Source organism: Neobacillus jeddahensis, from assembly GCF_000612625.1.
GTDB classification, from domain to species: Bacteria; Bacillota; Bacilli; order Bacillales; family Cytobacillaceae; genus Neobacillus; species Neobacillus jeddahensis.
The window spans coordinates 1-16,191 of the sequence record NZ_CCAS010000082.1 but is presented as its reverse complement, the minus strand read 5'-3'; the positions used below and the strand labels follow the sequence as shown (position 1 = coordinate 16,191).

The window sequence follows — 16,191 nt, the reverse complement described above, 5'->3', positions numbered from 1 at the left end:
GCCGCTGTTTCTCAGCGGCTTTTGTACTGCTAGATTACCCATTGTTGTATGGCTACTAATGCAAATAAACCGGGGATACCAAGAAAACCTGACACAGCTGATGTCGCAAAGTTGATTGGCACGTGTATTCCATATTTATTCCCAGCTACATTCAAAAAAAATAAAAACAGGGCGCCAATAATAAACTTAATCGCTGCCTGACCAATAAATCGCGCTGGTTTAAACGGTGCTCCTGAAAATAATAATAAAAGGACTAGTCCACCTAAAATAGAAATAACAACAATTGGTTCCAAAAAAGCTATCCCCCTCCTATAGTCTCCTTACACACAACATATGTACAAGTTGGTAAGAATAGACCTATCGAACTGGAATAGCTTGGCTCTTATCTTAATAAGGAAACATTGCGCGACTTTGCTTCACTTAGCAGAAAGATATATTTTACTTCTGCTATTTTTGCTTGGCAAATAACTTCCTCGGAAGGATCGAAGCTTTTCTCCAAAAGCAGTTTTTCTTGTTGCCAGTGAACTTTATAGCGATTTAACTGCATTAACAGCTTTTCATCATACTCTTTTCGGAGCCGGCCTTTACGCTGAAAAAACATGATTGTGTCCTCCGATCCGCTCGTCTTCAAAATCCCCTACATCATTCGTTACCTTCATTATAATTCCCGTCTACCTTCTAGCGCCTTTGATAATGTAACCTCGTCGGCGTATTCTAGATCCCCACCAACAGGAAGCCCATGGGCAATTCTTGTTGTTTTAATGCCTGAAGGCTTGAGCAAGCGTGAAATATACATAGCAGTCGCTTCGCCTTCAATATTAGGGTTGGTCGCAAGAATCACTTCCTGAACTGTTTCATCCTGGAGGCGCTTCAACAAATCGGGAATATTGATATCTTCAGGTCCAATCCCATCCATAGGAGAGATTGCCCCGTGCAGTACATGGTACAAACCATTGAAATCCTTCATTTTTTCCATTGCGATCACGTCCTTCGGGTCTTGAACAACACAAATGATCGTCTTGTCTCTACGCTGATCCTCACAAATATAGCATGGATCTTGATCCGTAATATGGCCGCAAACCGAACAATAAGTAAGATTACGCTTAGCGTTCACAAGTGCTTTTGCAAAATCGAGGACAGTATCTTCCTTCATACTTAGAACATAAAAAGCTAGACGTGCAGCCGTTTTCGGTCCGATACCAGGCAGCTTCATAAAGCTATCAATCAGCTTAGATATTGGTTCAGGATAATGCATGTATTTTTTCCCCTTTAGAAAAGCAGAGGTGCCTGACACCAAGGTATGAACCTCGAGTCACTAGGCACCCCAGCTAGACATTTTCATGATCAAGTTAATTTAAAACGGCAAATTCATTCCTTTAGTAAATTGCCCCATTGTGTTGTTTGTTAATTCTTCTGCTTTTTTGAGGGCATCATTGACAGCGGCAAGTACAAGATCCTGCAACATTTCCACATCATCTGGGTCAACTGCCTCAGGTTTAATTTGTACATCTACCACTTCTTTATGACCTGTTACAACCACAGTCACCATTCCGCCGCCAGAAGTACCTTCAATTTTCTTTTCGCCTAGTTCCTCTTGGGCCTCAGCCATTTGCTTTTGCATTTTTTGCATTTGTTTCATCATATTTTGCATATTTCCCATTCCACCACGCATCATTCCATCTTACCTCCAAATAATTTTTTATAGTATCAGAATTTATATGTTTCGACTTTAAGAATTGTCCAGCTCAAGAAGCCATCGGCTCGAGGTCACAAGCCAATAAGCGGGCGCCTTCCGCTTTTCTTATTAGTCAACAATTTCAACAAATTCAGATCCAAACAACTTCTTTGCTTCAACAATATGTGGTTCTTCTTCTTTCGGTTCTTCGCTATGCTCTCCGTCTTCATCATGATGACTATTTAAGAAGCTTTCACGAATCGGCAGCCACTGGTCTTCAGGAACACCTAGGAGCAAGAACCGTTTGCCTGTTAATTTTAATAAGGCTGCGCTGACTGCTTCAAGAAAATCAGATCGATTCATTGCCATTTGACAAATCATTTCATGCTTAAATTTTATGATAAAAGCAGTTGCTGAAGCGGCAATCGGCTCAGCATCATTTAACAAGGCTGCCTGTGATTTCATCAGGCTTGAAAGCATTTCGCCCCAATTTGCCTTAATCAAATTCAAATCCGTCTTTGTCGCCTGCTTTAACACTTCGTTAATTTTCCCAACTGCTGGCTGAAAAGCTCTCTTTGACGATCTTTGGGCTGGCTTTTGCGGCTGCGCCGCCCCTTCTTGTGCTGCTGGGACTATGCCATTTGCTTTTAAGTGCTGTAATTCTGCTTCAAGTTGCTCTATCCTTGATAGTAATTGGTCAACCTGCCCCGATCCTATCTGTTCCGGCTGCTTCACTTCCATTTGACAAAGCTTAACAATGGCCACCTCTAGAAAAATCCGCGGATGGTTTGTCCAGCGCATTTCCTGCTGTGTCTTATTCAACAATTCAATCAGCTGGTAGATCTGTCCTGTGGGGATGCTTTCCGCCATCTGGCGAAATTCATCGTCAAGCATGACTCTTTCAAGCGATTCCTCTAGATTTGGTGCTGTTTTATAGAGAAGCATATCTCGATAAAATAAAATCAAATCCTCAATGAATCGAGCCGGATCTTTTCCATGGAATAATAGCTCATCCAGTGCCTCTAACCCGCTTGCAACGTCACCCTCTTGAAAGGCGTTTGCTAATTTATTGAGAAATCCTTGTGATACAGAACCTGTGACGGTTAGCGCATCTTCAAGCGTTACACGATCCTGACTATACGAAATAGCCTGATCTAATAGGCTTAACGCATCACGCATCCCACCTTCTGCTGCACGAGCAATCATCTGCAGCGCCGTATCATCACAATTTACACCGGTTTCATCAACAATCAGCTTCATCCGCTTTACAATGGAATTTGCAGTAATCCGCCTGAAATCGAAGCGTTGACACCTAGAGATAATCGTAAGCGGAATTTTATGAGGTTCTGTCGTCGCTAAAATGAAAATAACATGCTTCGGCGGTTCCTCTAACGTTTTTAACAAAGCATTAAACGCACTAATTGAAAGCATATGCACTTCATCAATAATGTAGACCTTATAGTTTACGGCAGTTGGAGCAAATTTGACCTTCTCCAATACATCTCTCATTTCTTCTACGCGAGAGTTAGAGGCTGCGTCAAATTCTAACACATCTGGAATAGTCCCATTTGTAATTCCCCGGCATGCCGCACACTCATTGCACGGTTCTGAAACGGGTGCACGCTCACAATTGATCGCCTTTGCTAAAATTTTCGCCGCACTTGTTTTTCCTGTTCCTCGTGGACCGGAAAAGAGATAGGCATGTGAGATCTTTTGTTGAAGCAGGGCGTTTTGCAATGTCGTGGTCACATGTTCTTGTCCTACTACATCAATAAACGCCTGCGGACGCCAAACACGATATAAAGCCTGATATGCCAACTGACATCGCCCCCTTCAAAGTTTTCATCCTTATTATTATACCTTAACCATTTTGCTTTTTACAAAATGAATCTATTTGAATGCACAAAAAAACTCATCCCAAGTCTGAGATAAGTTTATTATAAGCATATGTAACTGCCGTGCACCTTCCGTCGACTAACGCCCATAAGCGTTACTTAAGCAGTTAGCTCGGCCCAGGCAACCCTGCGGCACATGGGAGCGTCCACTTAATGCTGCTTCCTTCCGGACCTGACATGGTTCATGGATTCCCATTGCGCAGGACCCGGGCGTCAACACTACTTACTTAAGGCAGACCCTACAGGTCGTTAGCCTCGGGAAGGGATTCAGTCCCGCTAGAGCGGATTGCGGGTACAGGGCACCGCTACCTCCCCACCTAGCACGGCAAAATTGATAACAAAGTTTAGTGCGTCGTATCTGACGCCTTTTAAATATACAACCATTCGCGAAAAAAAGCAATCTTTATCAACTGTAAATTATTGTAAATCACAAAGTGTCGACTTTTTCTTTTCTTGTTTTTCCCGTTTCTTTCTCTCTCTAAGCTTTCGAAAAAAGTCGGAGAGCAATTGGCTGCATTCCTCTTCCAATACCCCTTTCGTTACTTCACTTTGATGATTGAAGCGTGGGTCTGCCAATAAATTCATAAGTGTCCCGGCACAGCCTCCTTTAGGATCACCGGCTCCGTAGACGACTCGCTTCACTCTGGATAAAATAATGGCGCCCGAACACATGGGACACGGTTCAAGTGTGACATAAAGGATAGAGTCCTCCAGACGCCACGAGCCTATCTCCCGACAAGCTTGATCAATGGCAAGCAGTTCAGCATGAGCAAGGGCATTTTGATCACTTTCCCGTAAATTGTGTGCCCGGGATATGATTTTATCACCGATAACGAGCACCGCTCCAATCGGTACCTCATTCAGTGCTTCCGCCTTTTTTGCCTCCTTGATCGCTTCTTTCATATAATATTCATCTTGATTTTCTTCAAACATCTTGAAATACCCACCTTAAAAAACAGCTAATTTTACTAAGCATGACCCAGTCCTATTATGAAAACGCAGGATAAAAACCGTTCTGTCATTCCAAAATAGACAAGAAGGAGCGACGCTAATGACGACACATCATCCTGCATTACTGATTATCGACATGATTAATAACTTTGATTTCTCACATGGTCCCATTCTTGCCAAAAAAGCACAAAGTATTGCGGGGCATATTAAGGAGTTAAAAGCACAATTTAACAAACAGAAACTTCCCGTCATTTTTATAAATGATCATTATAATTTATGGCAGGCTGACTTTCATAAAATCATCGACCTCTGCAGAAATGACTATAGTCAGCCTATTTTTGATATACTCCTGCCTGATGAACAGGATTATTTTTTAATAAAGCCAAAGCATTCTGCTTTTTATGGTACAGCCTTACAGACACTGCTCCATCAACTACAGGTGAATACGCTGATTCTCACTGGAATTGCCGGCAATATCTGTGTGTTATTTACCGCAAACGATGCTTATATGCGCGAATACGCGCTCTTGGCTCCAAATGATTGTATTGCCTCAGTGGACGACCAGGATCAAAAGTACGCCCTAACAATGATGGAAAATGTGCTGAAGGCCAAGGTTGCCCCTAGTCATCATGAAATTTATCAACATTATATCATTTATCCACTCCCGCCCACATAAAATGATGGTAGCGTAGTTTGTTGGGAGGGTTTCATGATGCAAATTCATGTAGTAAAAAGTGGTGATTCATTAACTACTATTGCTCGAACATATCATTCAACTGTTCAAGACATCGTAGAAGCGAATGAACTGCCTAATCCAAATAACCTGGTTATAGGACAATCAATAGTGATTCCAATTATTGGCCAGTTTTATTTCGTGCAAGCCGGCGATTCTTTATTCACAATTGCAAGAAGGTTTGGCATCACCTATCAAGAACTTGCGAAGATCAATCGTCTCAATGTCAATCAACCCCTTAATATAGGCTTTCGTCTCTATGTACCCGGGCGCCCTAAACGGGACGCTGAATTTAACGCGTACGTCGAACCGCGCGGCACGACTGTGGCCCCTGTCTTAGAAAATAGTGCCCGCGAGGCCGCACCCTATCTTACCTATTTGGCCCCATTTAGCTTTCAAGCCCTTCGTGATGGCACGTTAAAGGAGCCATTACTTAATAACTTCCCTGCCATTGCGAGAGCCAATCGGAATGTCCTCATGATGGTGATTACCAATCAAGAGAATGATCAATTTAGCGATGAACTTGGGCGAATCCTGTTGAATGATATCGCTATTCAAGATAAATTTCTCGATACGATCGTTACCACTGCCAAAAAATACGACTTCCAAGACATCCACTTTGATTTTGAATATTTACGTCCCGCTGACCGCGAGGCCTACAATCGCTTTTTACGGAAGGCTAAGCAACGTTTTTCCAATGAGGGCTGGTTGATGTCGACGGCACTGGCCCCAAAGACCAGTGCCACCCAACAAGGGAAATGGTATGAAGGTCATGATTATCGAGCGCATGGAGAAATCGTTGATTTTGTTGTTATCATGACGTATGAATGGGGGTATAGCGGCGGTCCTGCTATGGCCGTTTCCCCAATCGATTCAGTTAGAAAGGTATTGGAATATGCCATTACCGAGATGCCTGCCAATAAAATCTTAATGGGGCAAAATCTTTATGGCTATGATTGGACTCTTCCCTTTGTCCAAGGAACTGTGGCAAAAGCAGTGAGTCCACAGCAGGCCATTCAGCTTGCCGTGACACATCAAGTTGCCATCCAATACGATACAAAGTCGCAAGCTCCCTTTTTCCGTTATAGTACGGAGGGCAAACAGCATGAGGTCTGGTTCGAAGATGCCCGCTCGATCCAAGCCAAGTTTGACCTAATCAAGGAACTAAATATAAGAGGGATGAGTTATTGGAAGCTGGGATTGTCATTCCCTCAAAACTGGCTGTTAATCGTCGATAATTTCAACGTTACAAAAAGAGGGACGTAGGAAGGCTCTTTTTCAAAGACTAAAATTATTTTCTCAACAAAAACTGCCGTTATTCGGCAGTTTTTTCATATATTTGACATAAAACAAATCACTTCTAAATTTTCCATGTCCAAACCTACGACAGATTATGATAAAATATTCTTTGTGTCCAGAAAAGGCAGTCCCTTGGATGAAGGTTATAACCCATTGACGCTGAAATGGACAATATACAATATCCAGTTAACATAAAGGATCCAGTTCATCCTGGTTAATCATAGAAAGTGCAGGCAGTTGGAGAAGGAGGACTTGCAATGGGGGTTACACCCTTTATTACCGTTGAAGGGCCGATTGGTGTTGGAAAAACATCTCTCGCAAAAGCCATTTCAGATCAGTTTAATTTTGCTTTATTAAAAGAGATTGTTGATGAAAATCCTTTTTTAGGGAAATTCTATGAAAATATAGAGGAGTGGAGTTTCCAAACAGAAATGTTTTTTCTCTGCAATCGCTTTAAGCAATTAGGGGACATCAATACCCATTACTTAAGCCAAAATCAATCCGTTGTGGCTGATTATCATATTTTAAAGAATTTGATTTTTGCCGAGCGTTCTTTAAGTAGAGAAGAGTACCAAAAGTACTTGAAGATTTATCAAATCCTAACAGAAGATATGCCGAAGCCAAATGTCATTATTTATTTAAATGCAAGCTTAGATACATTGTTGAAACGGATTAAAATAAGAGGACGCGAAATAGAGAAAAATATGAGTCCCCTCTATTTAGAGCAATTATCAATTGACTATGAAAATACCATAGCGATCTTTGAAAAGGAACATCCAGAGATCCCAGTTCTTCGCTTTAGCGGTGATGAGTTGGATTTTGTCAAAAACGAACAGGATTTACATTATATTTTTCAAAAATTAGCGACTTCCTTAAAGGAAAGCAGCTGGTCTAACAACATATTATAGAACGGGGGATGTTAGTGAGTATCGTTATTGGTGGTATGATTGGTCTTGGAAAAACAAGTGTCGCTGACACATTGAATGCACACTTTAAAAATAGAGGCATCGAGAGTAAGGTTTTTTATGAAGCGGTGGATGACAATCCGATTCTCCCCCTTTATTATGAACTGACACCGGAAGAATTGGATGCACGAAGAATTCCTTTCCTTTTACAATTATTTTTCTTAAATAAACGCTTTAAGACAGTTAAAGAATCTGTGAACTGGCGCGAACCTGTTTATACGATTCAAGATCGCTCCATTTATGAGGATTGGTACTTTGCCTATGTGAATAAAAACTTAGGTCGGATTTCGGAATTGGAATTCAAAATTTATGAAGAGCTTGTCGATAATATGATGGAAGAACTAAAAGAACTTCCAAAAAAGGCTCCGGATTTAATGGTTTACTTAAAAGGATCATTTGATACCGTGATCGACCGGATTATGGCCCGTGGACGCAGCTTTGAAATCAACCCTGAACTAAAGGAATATTACTTTGAAGTTTGGAAGGGCTATGATGAGTGGGTACTGAATCAATACGATGCAAGCGAAGTATTGATTATCGATATGGATACGACGGATGTTGTAAAAAGTAACGCTGATTCCTTACGCGTTTGCCGTGAAGTAGAAGAAAAATTAACGGAAATCTTAAAAATAGAAAGAGCGCACATTGGTTAAATCCAATGTGTTTTTTTATTGTGAAAAAAAGCATAAAAAAAAGGTCCGTTACAAATTGTAACGAACCTTTATCTCCAGTTTTTATGCGCGATTGTAATTTTTTATGGAGGAGGAAGAGGGATTCGAACCCCCGCGCGGTGTTACCCGCCTGTCGGTTTTCAAGACCGATCCCTTCAGCCAAACTTGGGTATTCCTCCGTATCGACAAAAGATAATTTATCATATATTATAACCCCTGTCAACCAATTTTATAAAAGATTTCCGGACAGAATTTTTCTGCCCGGATTTTTTATGCTTTTTACAGTGGCTTGATGACTTCGCGGTTGCCCATATATGGACGTAATGCTGTCGGAATGATGACACTGCCATCTTCTTGCTGGTAATTTTCTAAGATTGCAGCGACCGTACGGCCAATCGCAAGGCCAGATCCGTTTAATGTATGAACATGCTCTGGCTTCGCCTTAGGATCGCGGCGGAAACGAATATTGGCCCGTCGTGCTTGAAATGCCTCGAAATTACTGCAAGAAGAAATCTCACGATATGTCCCATAGCTTGGAATCCACACTTCAAGATCATACTTCTTCGCAGCCGTGAAGCCTAGATCGCCCGTACACATGCTTAGGACACGGTATGGTAACTCCAATAATTGTAGAACGCGCTCCGCGTCATGCGTAAGTTTTTCCAATTCCTCATAAGAATCTTCCGGCTTCACAAATTTAACAAGCTCCACCTTATTGAATTGGTGCTGACGAATCAATCCCCTTGTATCACGTCCAGCAGATCCTGCTTCTGAACGGAAGCACGCGCTGTAGGCCGCAAAACGAATTGGCAGCTCAGTTCCACTTAATATTTCATCGCGATGGTAGTTCGTTACCGGCACCTCAGCTGTCGGAATAAGAAAATAATCCTCATTGCCAATTAAGAAAGCATCCTCTTCAAACTTTGGTAACTGTCCCGTACCCGTCATGCTTGTGCGGTTAACTAAATAAGGCGGCATGATTTCTGTATAGCCATGCTCTTCCACATGAAGGTCTAGCATGAAGCTAATCAATGCCCGTTCTAAACGCGCCCCAAGCCCCTTATAAAAGACAAAGCGGCTTCCGGTCACTTTACCGGCACGTTCAAAGTCAAGGATGCCTAGATCAGTCGCAATGTCCCAATGCGGCTGTGCTTCAAATCCAAACTCACGCACTTGACCCCATTTTCTAATTTCAACATTATCTTCCTCCGTTTCCCCAATTGGTACACTTTCATGTGGGATGTTCGGAATACTTAATAATAGCTGATCTAATACCTCTTCAACATCGCGTAGTTCATCATCGAGGGTCTTAATGCGATCCCCGACTTCACGCATTTCAGTTATTAAATGATCAGCATCCTGCTTCTCACGCTTTAAGGCCGCTACTTGTTGAGAGACTTCATTGCGGCGGCTTTTTAATTTTTCTGTTTCGACAATTAGTTCCCGTCTTTTCTGATCAAGATCCTCAAATTGTCCTAACGCAGACAAATCCTCACCACGATGTGTCAGCTTTTCTTTTACTTCTGCAAAATTAGCTCGTAATACTTTACTATCTAGCATGTTTAGCACTCCTTTATAAAAAATAACTTTGAAACGATCTAGCGCTTTCTCGTAAAAATAAAAAACTCCCGCCCCTAAAAACAGGGACGAGAGTTGCTCGCGATACCACCCTGGTTGACAGCACTGTGCTATCCACCTCTAAAAAATGTAACGGTTTCACCGAAAGTACTTACTTACCTCCATTACGAGGCGTTCCATACCTTACTCGAGGAGGGATTCACAAGCATCACACATCGGTTTCCACCAACCACCGACTCTCTTTAAGAGTGATCTTCTTGGTACTAGTTCCTCTCATTGCTTTAATAATATGATGATTTTCTTAATAATTTACTATAATTATTAACCAAATGCAACCGAATTAAACAAATTGTTTTGCTTCTGCTTCCTTCACCATTTCCACGAAGTACGCTGTAAGGCGGTGGTTATCTATTAGTTCTGGATGAAAAGAACAGCCTAGATATTGCCCCTCCCGTGCGGCGACGATGCGGCCATTATGCTTGGACAAAATTTCTACATTCTCACCAGCCTCGACGATGTGTGGGGCACGGATAAAGACTGCAGGAAAGCTCTCAGCAACATCCTTAATCGTGAGGTCAGCCTCGAAGCTATCGACTTGACGACCGAAAGAGTTGCGTTCCACCTTAATATCCATCACGCCAATATGTGACACATCATAGCCTACGAGTTCCTTCGCTAACAAGATCAGTCCTGCACAAGTACCAAACATTGGTTTCCCTTCTGCAGCAAATGCCTTTAACGCGTCCATAAAGTCATATTTGTCAATTAAGCGACGCATTGCGGTGCTCTCGCCGCCAGGAAGAATGAGGCCATCTAGATCAGTGAGCTCCTCTTTCCTTTTAACAGCGACCGCTTCAACGCCACATTCCTCTAAAGACCTCATATGTTCGCGGACAGCGCCTTGCAAAGCGAGTACACCTATTTTACTCATTAAATCACCTCTTTTTTACTGTGAACTTGGATTTCTGTCCAGCTCCAGCGCCTGATCAAGGCGCTGGAGCTTTTCTTTTTACCATCCTCTTTCTTGCATACGATCTTGAGGTGCCAGCGATGAAATCTCGATCCCCTTCATTGGTGTTCCAAGATCCTTTGAAAGTTCAGCGATTAATTTATAATCTTGGAAATGTGTAGTTGCTTCAACAATTGCTCTAGCAAACTTTGCAGGGTTTTCTGATTTAAAAATACCAGAACCTACGAATACGCCATCTGCACCTAATTGCATCATCAAGGCAGCATCAGCAGGGGTTGCCACGCCGCCAGCTGCGAAATTTACCACTGGTAAGCGGCCAAGACGCTTAATTTCAAGCAATAACTCATAAGGTGCACCTAATAGTTTAGCTTCCGTCATCAATTCATCTTCTTGCATGCCGACAACCTTACGCACCTGAGCATTTACCTTACGAATATGACGAACTGCTTCAACGATATTTCCAGTGCCCGGCTCACCCTTTGTACGAAGCATTGAAGCCCCTTCACCGATACGGCGTGCAGCCTCGCCAAGGTCGCGACAGCCACATACAAACGGTACCGTATATTCTTTTTTATTTAAATGGTACTCTTCATCTGCTGGAGTTAAAACTTCACTTTCATCAATATAGTCGACACCCATAGCCTCAAGCACACGTGCCTCCACAATATGACCAATTCTTGCTTTAGCCATAACAGGGATTGAAACAGCCTGCAGTACCTCTTCAACAATTCTAGGGTCAGCCATTCTTGCCACCCCGCCAGCTGCGCGAATATCTGAAGGAACGCGCTCTAATGCCATTACGGCTACCGCACCAGCTTCCTCCGCAATTCTTGCTTGTTCAGCGTTAACGACATCCATGATGACGCCACCCTTTTGCATTTCAGCCATGCCACGTTTTACGAGCTCAGTACCTGTTTTCATTTGTTAAAATCCCCCTTTGTTTTAATATTAAGAAAATTTTTCTAGGAAAATTCCCATTTAACACATCGGAATTATTTTACCATAGAATTATTAAAGCAACAAAAAAGGATTCCTGTCAAGACAAGAATCCTTCCATTTTATAAATTGCTAGTTGGTAAAAATTAGATTTACTCCATTTTCATCAACTACCCTTTCACCTTAGAACCAACCCTTAACTGTGGAGGAAATACCATGCCAAACATCGCCGAAGAAGTGGCCAATGCCTTGCATCATTAACACGAACCAGTTTGCTTTTTCAACACCCTGTGCCGCAATAACATCCACTTGTACCTTCTTCTGACCTTCATCTGTTAAAAAGCTTACCTTTTCACCATTTTTCGGTTTTATCGTTAAATAACCAACCTTTTCGCCCTTTTTAATAGGGGCTGTAAGCTTGCCATCTTTATCGACTTTCTTTTTATCTAGGACAAGGACTGGAGTAAAGTTTTTCTCTTCACCATTTTGAACAGTCATCTTAATCGCTGATTTCGTATAAATCTTAACTTGGTCCTCTTTTCCTTTAATAACAGGAATCGTTTTATGTCCCTGCACTTGATAGTGCTTTGGAACTAGCTGTTTATTCGTATAATTACTGAAGGCGTAATCCATCATTTTTCTTGTTTCATCAAAGCGGGCCTTATATCCGCCATTGCCAGTGCCATCTACAGCATTTTGTACGACTGTGATAAACCTTTTTCCATCACGGCTGGCTGTACCAGTAAAACAATAACCTGCAAAGTCCGTAGTTCCTGTTTTAAGCCCGTCCATTCCTTCGTAACCATAAGTTAAAGATGGGAGCATCCAGTTCCAGTTATCCATTTGGATTTCGTCATCTGTGCCTTCTCTAAACTTTTTCTTGGCCGTACTTGCTGTTTTTAAAACTTCAGGAAAATCATTGATTAAATGAAAGGCTAATTTCGCTACGGCCCGTGATGACATAACGTTTTCATCATCAGCACCAGTTCCTTGCGGTTGTTCGCCTTGATAATCTTGATTATTTAATCCAGTAGAGTTAACAAATTTATAATCCTTTAAGCCCAATTCTTCAGCTTTATCATTCATCATTTTTACAAAGTTTGTTTCTGACCCACCAATAATTTCTGCAATGGCTATCGTTGCCGCGTTTGCAGAATATATGGCCATTGCTTCATATAGCTCGCGTACCTTATATTTACCATCAGCTCGCAATGGAACGTTTGATAGATCACGATTTTGGGAAATTTTATAAACAAGATCACTTACTGAATATTCTTGATCCCATTTCACTTTTCCCTTTTCAACAGAATCTAATAAGATATATTCTGTCATCATTTTCGTCATACTCGCGATGCCTAGTACACTGTCAGCATTCTTTTCGTATAAAACCTTACCTGTTTCTCCATCGACTAATATAGCTCCATCTGCATTCACATTTAATGCCGCTTCTGCATGGGCTTTATCCACGCCAGCAAAAAGGCTAAAAAACATGATCAATACCAGCGCACTGGCTACCCATTTCTGATAAAAACGATTGTTCACTTTATATGCCCTCCAAGGAATTATTACACTTTGGTTATTTTAACATAACTGCCTGGCAAATCATAGGCGGAGCATTGAACCATCTTATGGCTAATTTTGAAACAAACTCCCACTCACTAGGACTTTTTACACAAAAACAGACCATTTTTATCACTTCCAGCCATTATGATTGGGCATATAACCATTCATCCTACCTATAAAAAACAGAGAAGCAGTCGCTTCTCTGTTTCAGGAATCCTATAAAGAATAATTTGGTGCTTCTTTTGTTATTTGGACATCGTGTGGATGACTTTCTCTTAAACCAGCACCAGTCATCTTAATAAACTGTGCCTTCATTCGTAAGTCAGTAAGATCCTTTGTTCCACAGTATCCCATGCCAGCCCTCAGGCCACCAAGAAGCTGATAAACGGTTTCTGATAATGGTCCCTTATATGGGATCCGGCCTTCAATGCCTTCTGGCACGAATTTTTTATTATCTTCTTGGAAATAGCGGTCCTTAGATCCCTTTTCCATGGCTGCTACTGAACCCATGCCTCGGTATACCTTAAAACGACGACCTTGGAAAATCTCCGTCTCACCAGGGCTTTCTGAAACTCCAGCTAATAGGCTGCCAAGCATAACCGCATGTCCACCCGCTGCTAGGGCTTTTACGATATCGCCAGAGTATTTAATACCGCCGTCTGCAATGATTGTCTTTCCATGCTTCATCGCCTCTGTCGCACAGTCATAAACAGCTGTGATTTGTGGCACGCCTACTCCTGCAACCACCCTTGTCGTACAAATGGATCCTGGTCCAATACCAACCTTCACCACGTCTGCCCCTGCCTCAATCAAGTCCTTTGTTGCCTCAGCAGTTGCTACATTTCCGGCAATAATTGTTAGCTGTGGATAGGCCCTTCTAATTTCCCTCACCATATCAAGGACACCTTTTGAATGGCCATGAGCCGTATCAAGGACGATTACATCCACGTTAGCTGCAACAAGTGCTTCAACCCGCATCATCGTATCACTTGTTACCCCTACTGCGGCACCAGCTAACAAACGGCCTTGTTTATCCTTAGCGGAGTTTGGAAATTCAATCACTTTTTCAATATCTTTAATAGTTATTAAGCCCTTCAAAACGCCTTGCTCATTGACAAGCGGAAGTTTTTCAATTTTATACTTTTGAAGAATTTGTTCAGCCTCTTTTAAGGTTGTTCCCACTGGAGCTGTGACAAGCTTTTCCTTTGTCATAACATCAGAAATCTTAAAAGAGTAATCTTGATCTTGTATGAACCGAAGATCCCGATTCGTGATAATGCCAACTAGCTTTTGATCTTCCATGTTATTCACAATCGGCACCCCAGAGATGCGATATTTACCCATCAAATGCTCCGCATCAAAAACCTGGTGCTCTGGAGTTAGGAAGAATGGATCCGTGATAACGCCACTTTCAGAGCGCTTCACCTTCTCCACCTGTTCTGCTTGCTGCTCAATTGTCATATTCTTGTGGATGATACCTAGGCCACCTTGCCTGGCCATTGAAATAGCCATTTCTGATTCTGTCACTGTGTCCATGCCAGCACTAATAATTGGAATATTAAGCTTAACAGCAGGTGATAATTCAACTTGTAGACTTACATCTCTTGGCAGTACCTCTGATTTCCCCGGAATTAAAAGGACATCATCAAACGTTAAACCTTCTTTTAAAAATTTACTTTCCCACATTTTTAGCAGCCTCCAGGTCAAAAAATATTATTTGTAGGTTATCAATTGGACAAAATACTGTCAAGGAATAAACATTAAACAGATTCTTCTGAAAAAGGTGAGCCACTTGGATATTCAATATAAAGATTGGAATAACTTCTCTTGTTTTTTTTCGGCAGAGTATTGCCAACGCTACTTAAAAAGTTGTTATCAAAAGGGAAATATCGATCAGCCTGAACAAAAGAGCTACGAAAATTGTTACGCCTTTCTCTATTATCTCGAACATGGAAAAATTTATTATGAGCAGGCAAATACCTCTCCCTTAATCTTGAAACCGATTTTACTGTTTTATGGACTTGTCCATTTAATTAAAGCTTGTATATTAACAGTCGATCCCTCTTATCCGGAGACGACGGCTGTTTTGGCCCATGGTGTTTCAACAAGAAAAAGAAAAAAACAAAATTACTTGTTTTTCCAGGATGAAGTAAAAATTCAAAAAAACGGACTTTTCCCCTTTATGTCCAAAAAGATGTTCCACATGAAACAATTGGAAGGGGAAAAAGTCATTATGGAGGAATTACTACAGCTTATACCTGAACTGAATGAATTATTCTTTTTACTCGAAGGGAAAAAAACATTTATCCCCTTACAAAAGCAGGGTGAACAACTTTCCATACCTGAAACTATATTGGATCACTTTCATATGACAGAAGGACGATTTAAGGAGTTTTTTGCCTCGAAGTGTAAAAATGAAGTGGACTTTTCTAATGAAGGGCTTTCTTTTCTAATGAATGAAAAGCATTTACATGGCATCTCGCCTCTAACCTATCACTTAGGTGATCAATCCTATCAAGTACCACTAAACAAGGGGGACTTTTTTAATTTCCCAGAGCTGCTTGCTCATTACTTATTATTGTATAACCTAAGTATGATTGCCCGTTATGAGACAGAATGGTGGAGCGAGTTAACAAAAATGATGCCTAATCGAGATTATCCGTTCATTCACTCCTTCCTAAACATCACGCTACAAAAGGGACCCTTTTTGATCTACCAATTTTTAATGCGATAAATTAGGACTTTCGAGTCTATGTATCAACAGCTTATCCTTTATTTGAATATAAAAAGGACAACCCTTTCGGGCTGTCCTTTTAGTTGCCTGGCAATGTCCTACTCTCACAGGGGCGCATGCCCCAACTACCATCGGCGCTGAGAAGCTTAACTTCCGTGTTCGGTATGGGAACGGGTGTGACCTTCTCGCCATAATTACCAGACTATTTACTTGAGAGTTCA

At 41.6% G+C, this 16,191-nt stretch carries 16 protein-coding genes, 1 tRNA gene, 1 rRNA gene, 1 other RNA gene and 1 other annotated feature; of the genes, 5 read left to right on the top strand and 14 right to left on the bottom strand.

Annotated elements, in window-relative coordinates; all coding sequences use genetic code 11:
• Positions 1-29 precede the first annotated feature (29 nt).
• From TY15_RS21290 to tadA, 7 genes are all read right to left on the bottom strand, one after another.
• Positions 30-293: a pro-sigmaK processing inhibitor BofA family protein gene (locus tag TY15_RS21290; RefSeq protein ID WP_040206617.1), complete on the bottom strand. Its 264-nt coding sequence runs from the start codon at positions 291-293 to the stop codon at positions 30-32.
• Between the two features lie 89 nt (positions 294-382).
• Entirely contained in the window at positions 383-601 is a 219-nt protein-coding gene (locus TY15_RS21285; RefSeq protein WP_040206619.1) for a YaaL family protein, read from the bottom strand.
• A 57-nt stretch (positions 602-658) separates the two neighbouring features.
• The gene (gene recR / locus TY15_RS21280) at positions 659-1,255 is read right to left on the bottom strand and encodes a recombination mediator RecR (RefSeq protein WP_040206620.1); all 597 of its coding nucleotides are present in this window, start codon (positions 1,253-1,255) and stop codon (positions 659-661) included.
• A gap of 99 nt (positions 1,256-1,354) precedes the next feature.
• Positions 1,355-1,675: a YbaB/EbfC family nucleoid-associated protein gene (locus TY15_RS21275; protein WP_096911874.1), complete on the bottom strand. Its 321-nt coding sequence runs from the start codon at positions 1,673-1,675 to the stop codon at positions 1,355-1,357.
• A 129-nt stretch (positions 1,676-1,804) separates the two neighbouring features.
• Entirely contained in the window at positions 1,805-3,493 is a 1,689-nt protein-coding gene (gene dnaX, locus TY15_RS21270; RefSeq protein WP_040206622.1) for a DNA polymerase III subunit gamma/tau, read from the bottom strand.
• Positions 3,494-3,631: 138 nt separating this feature from the next.
• Positions 3,632-3,896, bottom strand: an RNA gene (ffs, locus tag TY15_RS23855) — signal recognition particle sRNA large type.
• A 91-nt stretch (positions 3,897-3,987) separates the two neighbouring features.
• Complete coding sequence (gene tadA / locus TY15_RS21265) at positions 3,988-4,503, bottom strand: tRNA adenosine(34) deaminase TadA (RefSeq protein ID WP_040206624.1); 516 nt, start codon at positions 4,501-4,503, stop codon at positions 3,988-3,990.
• A 118-nt stretch (positions 4,504-4,621) separates the two neighbouring features.
• Between tadA and TY15_RS21260 the strand changes: the two genes are divergently transcribed.
• From TY15_RS21260 to TY15_RS21245, 4 genes are all read left to right on the top strand, one after another.
• Complete coding sequence (locus TY15_RS21260; RefSeq protein WP_042375492.1) at positions 4,622-5,197, top strand: cysteine hydrolase family protein; 576 nt, start codon at positions 4,622-4,624, stop codon at positions 5,195-5,197.
• A gap of 36 nt (positions 5,198-5,233) precedes the next feature.
• A complete protein-coding gene (locus tag TY15_RS21255; RefSeq protein WP_040206627.1) occupies positions 5,234-6,520 on the top strand; it encodes a glycoside hydrolase family 18 protein in 1,287 nt (428 codons plus the stop codon).
• Between the two features lie 290 nt (positions 6,521-6,810).
• On the top strand, positions 6,811-7,461 hold the full coding sequence (locus tag TY15_RS21250) for a deoxynucleoside kinase (RefSeq protein ID WP_040206628.1): 651 nt from the start codon (positions 6,811-6,813) through the stop codon (positions 7,459-7,461).
• A gap of 8 nt (positions 7,462-7,469) precedes the next feature.
• Complete coding sequence (locus tag TY15_RS21245; RefSeq protein ID WP_198138248.1) at positions 7,470-8,171, top strand: deoxynucleoside kinase; 702 nt, start codon at positions 7,470-7,472, stop codon at positions 8,169-8,171.
• A gap of 104 nt (positions 8,172-8,275) precedes the next feature.
• Here the strand turns inward: TY15_RS21245 and TY15_RS21240 are convergent.
• The 6 genes from TY15_RS21240 to guaB all read right to left on the bottom strand — a co-directional run bounded on the left by TY15_RS21240 (position 8,276) and on the right by guaB (position 14,922).
• Positions 8,276-8,368: transfer RNA gene (locus tag TY15_RS21240), tRNA-Ser, on the bottom strand.
• A 100-nt stretch (positions 8,369-8,468) separates the two neighbouring features.
• Positions 8,469-9,749, bottom strand: coding sequence for a serine--tRNA ligase (gene serS / locus TY15_RS21235; protein ID WP_040206632.1), 1,281 nt, complete (start codon positions 9,747-9,749; stop codon positions 8,469-8,471).
• A gap of 79 nt (positions 9,750-9,828) precedes the next feature.
• Positions 9,829-10,053, bottom strand: a binding site (T-box leader).
• Positions 10,054-10,107: 54 nt separating this feature from the next.
• A complete protein-coding gene (gene pdxT, locus TY15_RS21230; RefSeq protein WP_040206634.1) occupies positions 10,108-10,698 on the bottom strand; it encodes a pyridoxal 5'-phosphate synthase glutaminase subunit PdxT in 591 nt (196 codons plus the stop codon).
• Positions 10,699-10,776: 78 nt separating this feature from the next.
• Complete coding sequence (pdxS, locus tag TY15_RS21225) at positions 10,777-11,658, bottom strand: pyridoxal 5'-phosphate synthase lyase subunit PdxS (protein WP_040206636.1); 882 nt, start codon at positions 11,656-11,658, stop codon at positions 10,777-10,779.
• Positions 11,659-11,856: 198 nt separating this feature from the next.
• Positions 11,857-13,164 (bottom strand): serine hydrolase, encoded by a 1,308-nt coding sequence (locus TY15_RS21220; protein WP_042375495.1) that lies wholly within the window; start codon positions 13,162-13,164, stop codon positions 11,857-11,859.
• 288 nt (positions 13,165-13,452) lie between these two features.
• A complete protein-coding gene (gene guaB, locus TY15_RS21215; RefSeq protein ID WP_040206638.1) occupies positions 13,453-14,922 on the bottom strand; it encodes an IMP dehydrogenase in 1,470 nt (489 codons plus the stop codon).
• Positions 14,923-15,028: 106 nt separating this feature from the next.
• Here guaB and TY15_RS21210 point away from each other — a divergent pair, with 106 nt between their 5' ends.
• A complete protein-coding gene (locus tag TY15_RS21210; RefSeq protein ID WP_081799487.1) occupies positions 15,029-15,970 on the top strand; it encodes a YaaC family protein in 942 nt (313 codons plus the stop codon).
• Between the two features lie 85 nt (positions 15,971-16,055).
• Here TY15_RS21210 and rrf read toward each other — a convergent pair.
• Positions 16,056-16,172, bottom strand: a 5S ribosomal RNA gene (rrf, locus tag TY15_RS21205).
• Between the last annotated feature and the right edge of the window lie 19 nt (positions 16,173-16,191).

What these genes read in the sequence shown, in the direction of transcription:
- TY15_RS21220 (WP_042375495.1), bottom strand. Translation starts at nt 13,164, where the DNA reads ATGTTTTTTAGCCTTTTTGCTGGCGTGGATAAAGCCCATGCAGAAGCG.
- TY15_RS21275 (WP_096911874.1), bottom strand. Translation starts at nt 1,675, where the DNA reads ATGATGCGTGGTGGAATGGGAAATATGCAAAATATGATGAAACAAATG.
- pdxS (WP_040206636.1), bottom strand. Translation starts at nt 11,658, where the DNA reads ATGAAAACAGGTACTGAGCTCGTAAAACGTGGCATGGCTGAAATGCAA.
- recR (WP_040206620.1), bottom strand. Translation starts at nt 1,255, where the DNA reads ATGCATTATCCTGAACCAATATCTAAGCTGATTGATAGCTTTATGAAG.
- serS (WP_040206632.1), bottom strand. Translation starts at nt 9,749, where the DNA reads ATGCTAGATAGTAAAGTATTACGAGCTAATTTTGCAGAAGTAAAAGAA.
- pdxT (WP_040206634.1), bottom strand. Translation starts at nt 10,698, where the DNA reads ATGAGTAAAATAGGTGTACTCGCTTTGCAAGGCGCTGTCCGCGAACAT.
- TY15_RS21250 (WP_040206628.1), top strand. Translation starts at nt 6,811, where the DNA reads ATGGGGGTTACACCCTTTATTACCGTTGAAGGGCCGATTGGTGTTGGA.
- TY15_RS21260 (WP_042375492.1), top strand. Translation starts at nt 4,622, where the DNA reads ATGACGACACATCATCCTGCATTACTGATTATCGACATGATTAATAAC.
- TY15_RS21285 (WP_040206619.1), bottom strand. Translation starts at nt 601, where the DNA reads ATGTTTTTTCAGCGTAAAGGCCGGCTCCGAAAAGAGTATGATGAAAAG.
- TY15_RS21245 (WP_198138248.1), top strand. Translation starts at nt 7,470, where the DNA reads ATGTTAGTGAGTATCGTTATTGGTGGTATGATTGGTCTTGGAAAAACA.
- TY15_RS21255 (WP_040206627.1), top strand. Translation starts at nt 5,234, where the DNA reads ATGCAAATTCATGTAGTAAAAAGTGGTGATTCATTAACTACTATTGCT.
- tadA (WP_040206624.1), bottom strand. Translation starts at nt 4,503, where the DNA reads ATGTTTGAAGAAAATCAAGATGAATATTATATGAAAGAAGCGATCAAG.
- guaB (WP_040206638.1), bottom strand. Translation starts at nt 14,922, where the DNA reads ATGTGGGAAAGTAAATTTTTAAAAGAAGGTTTAACGTTTGATGATGTC.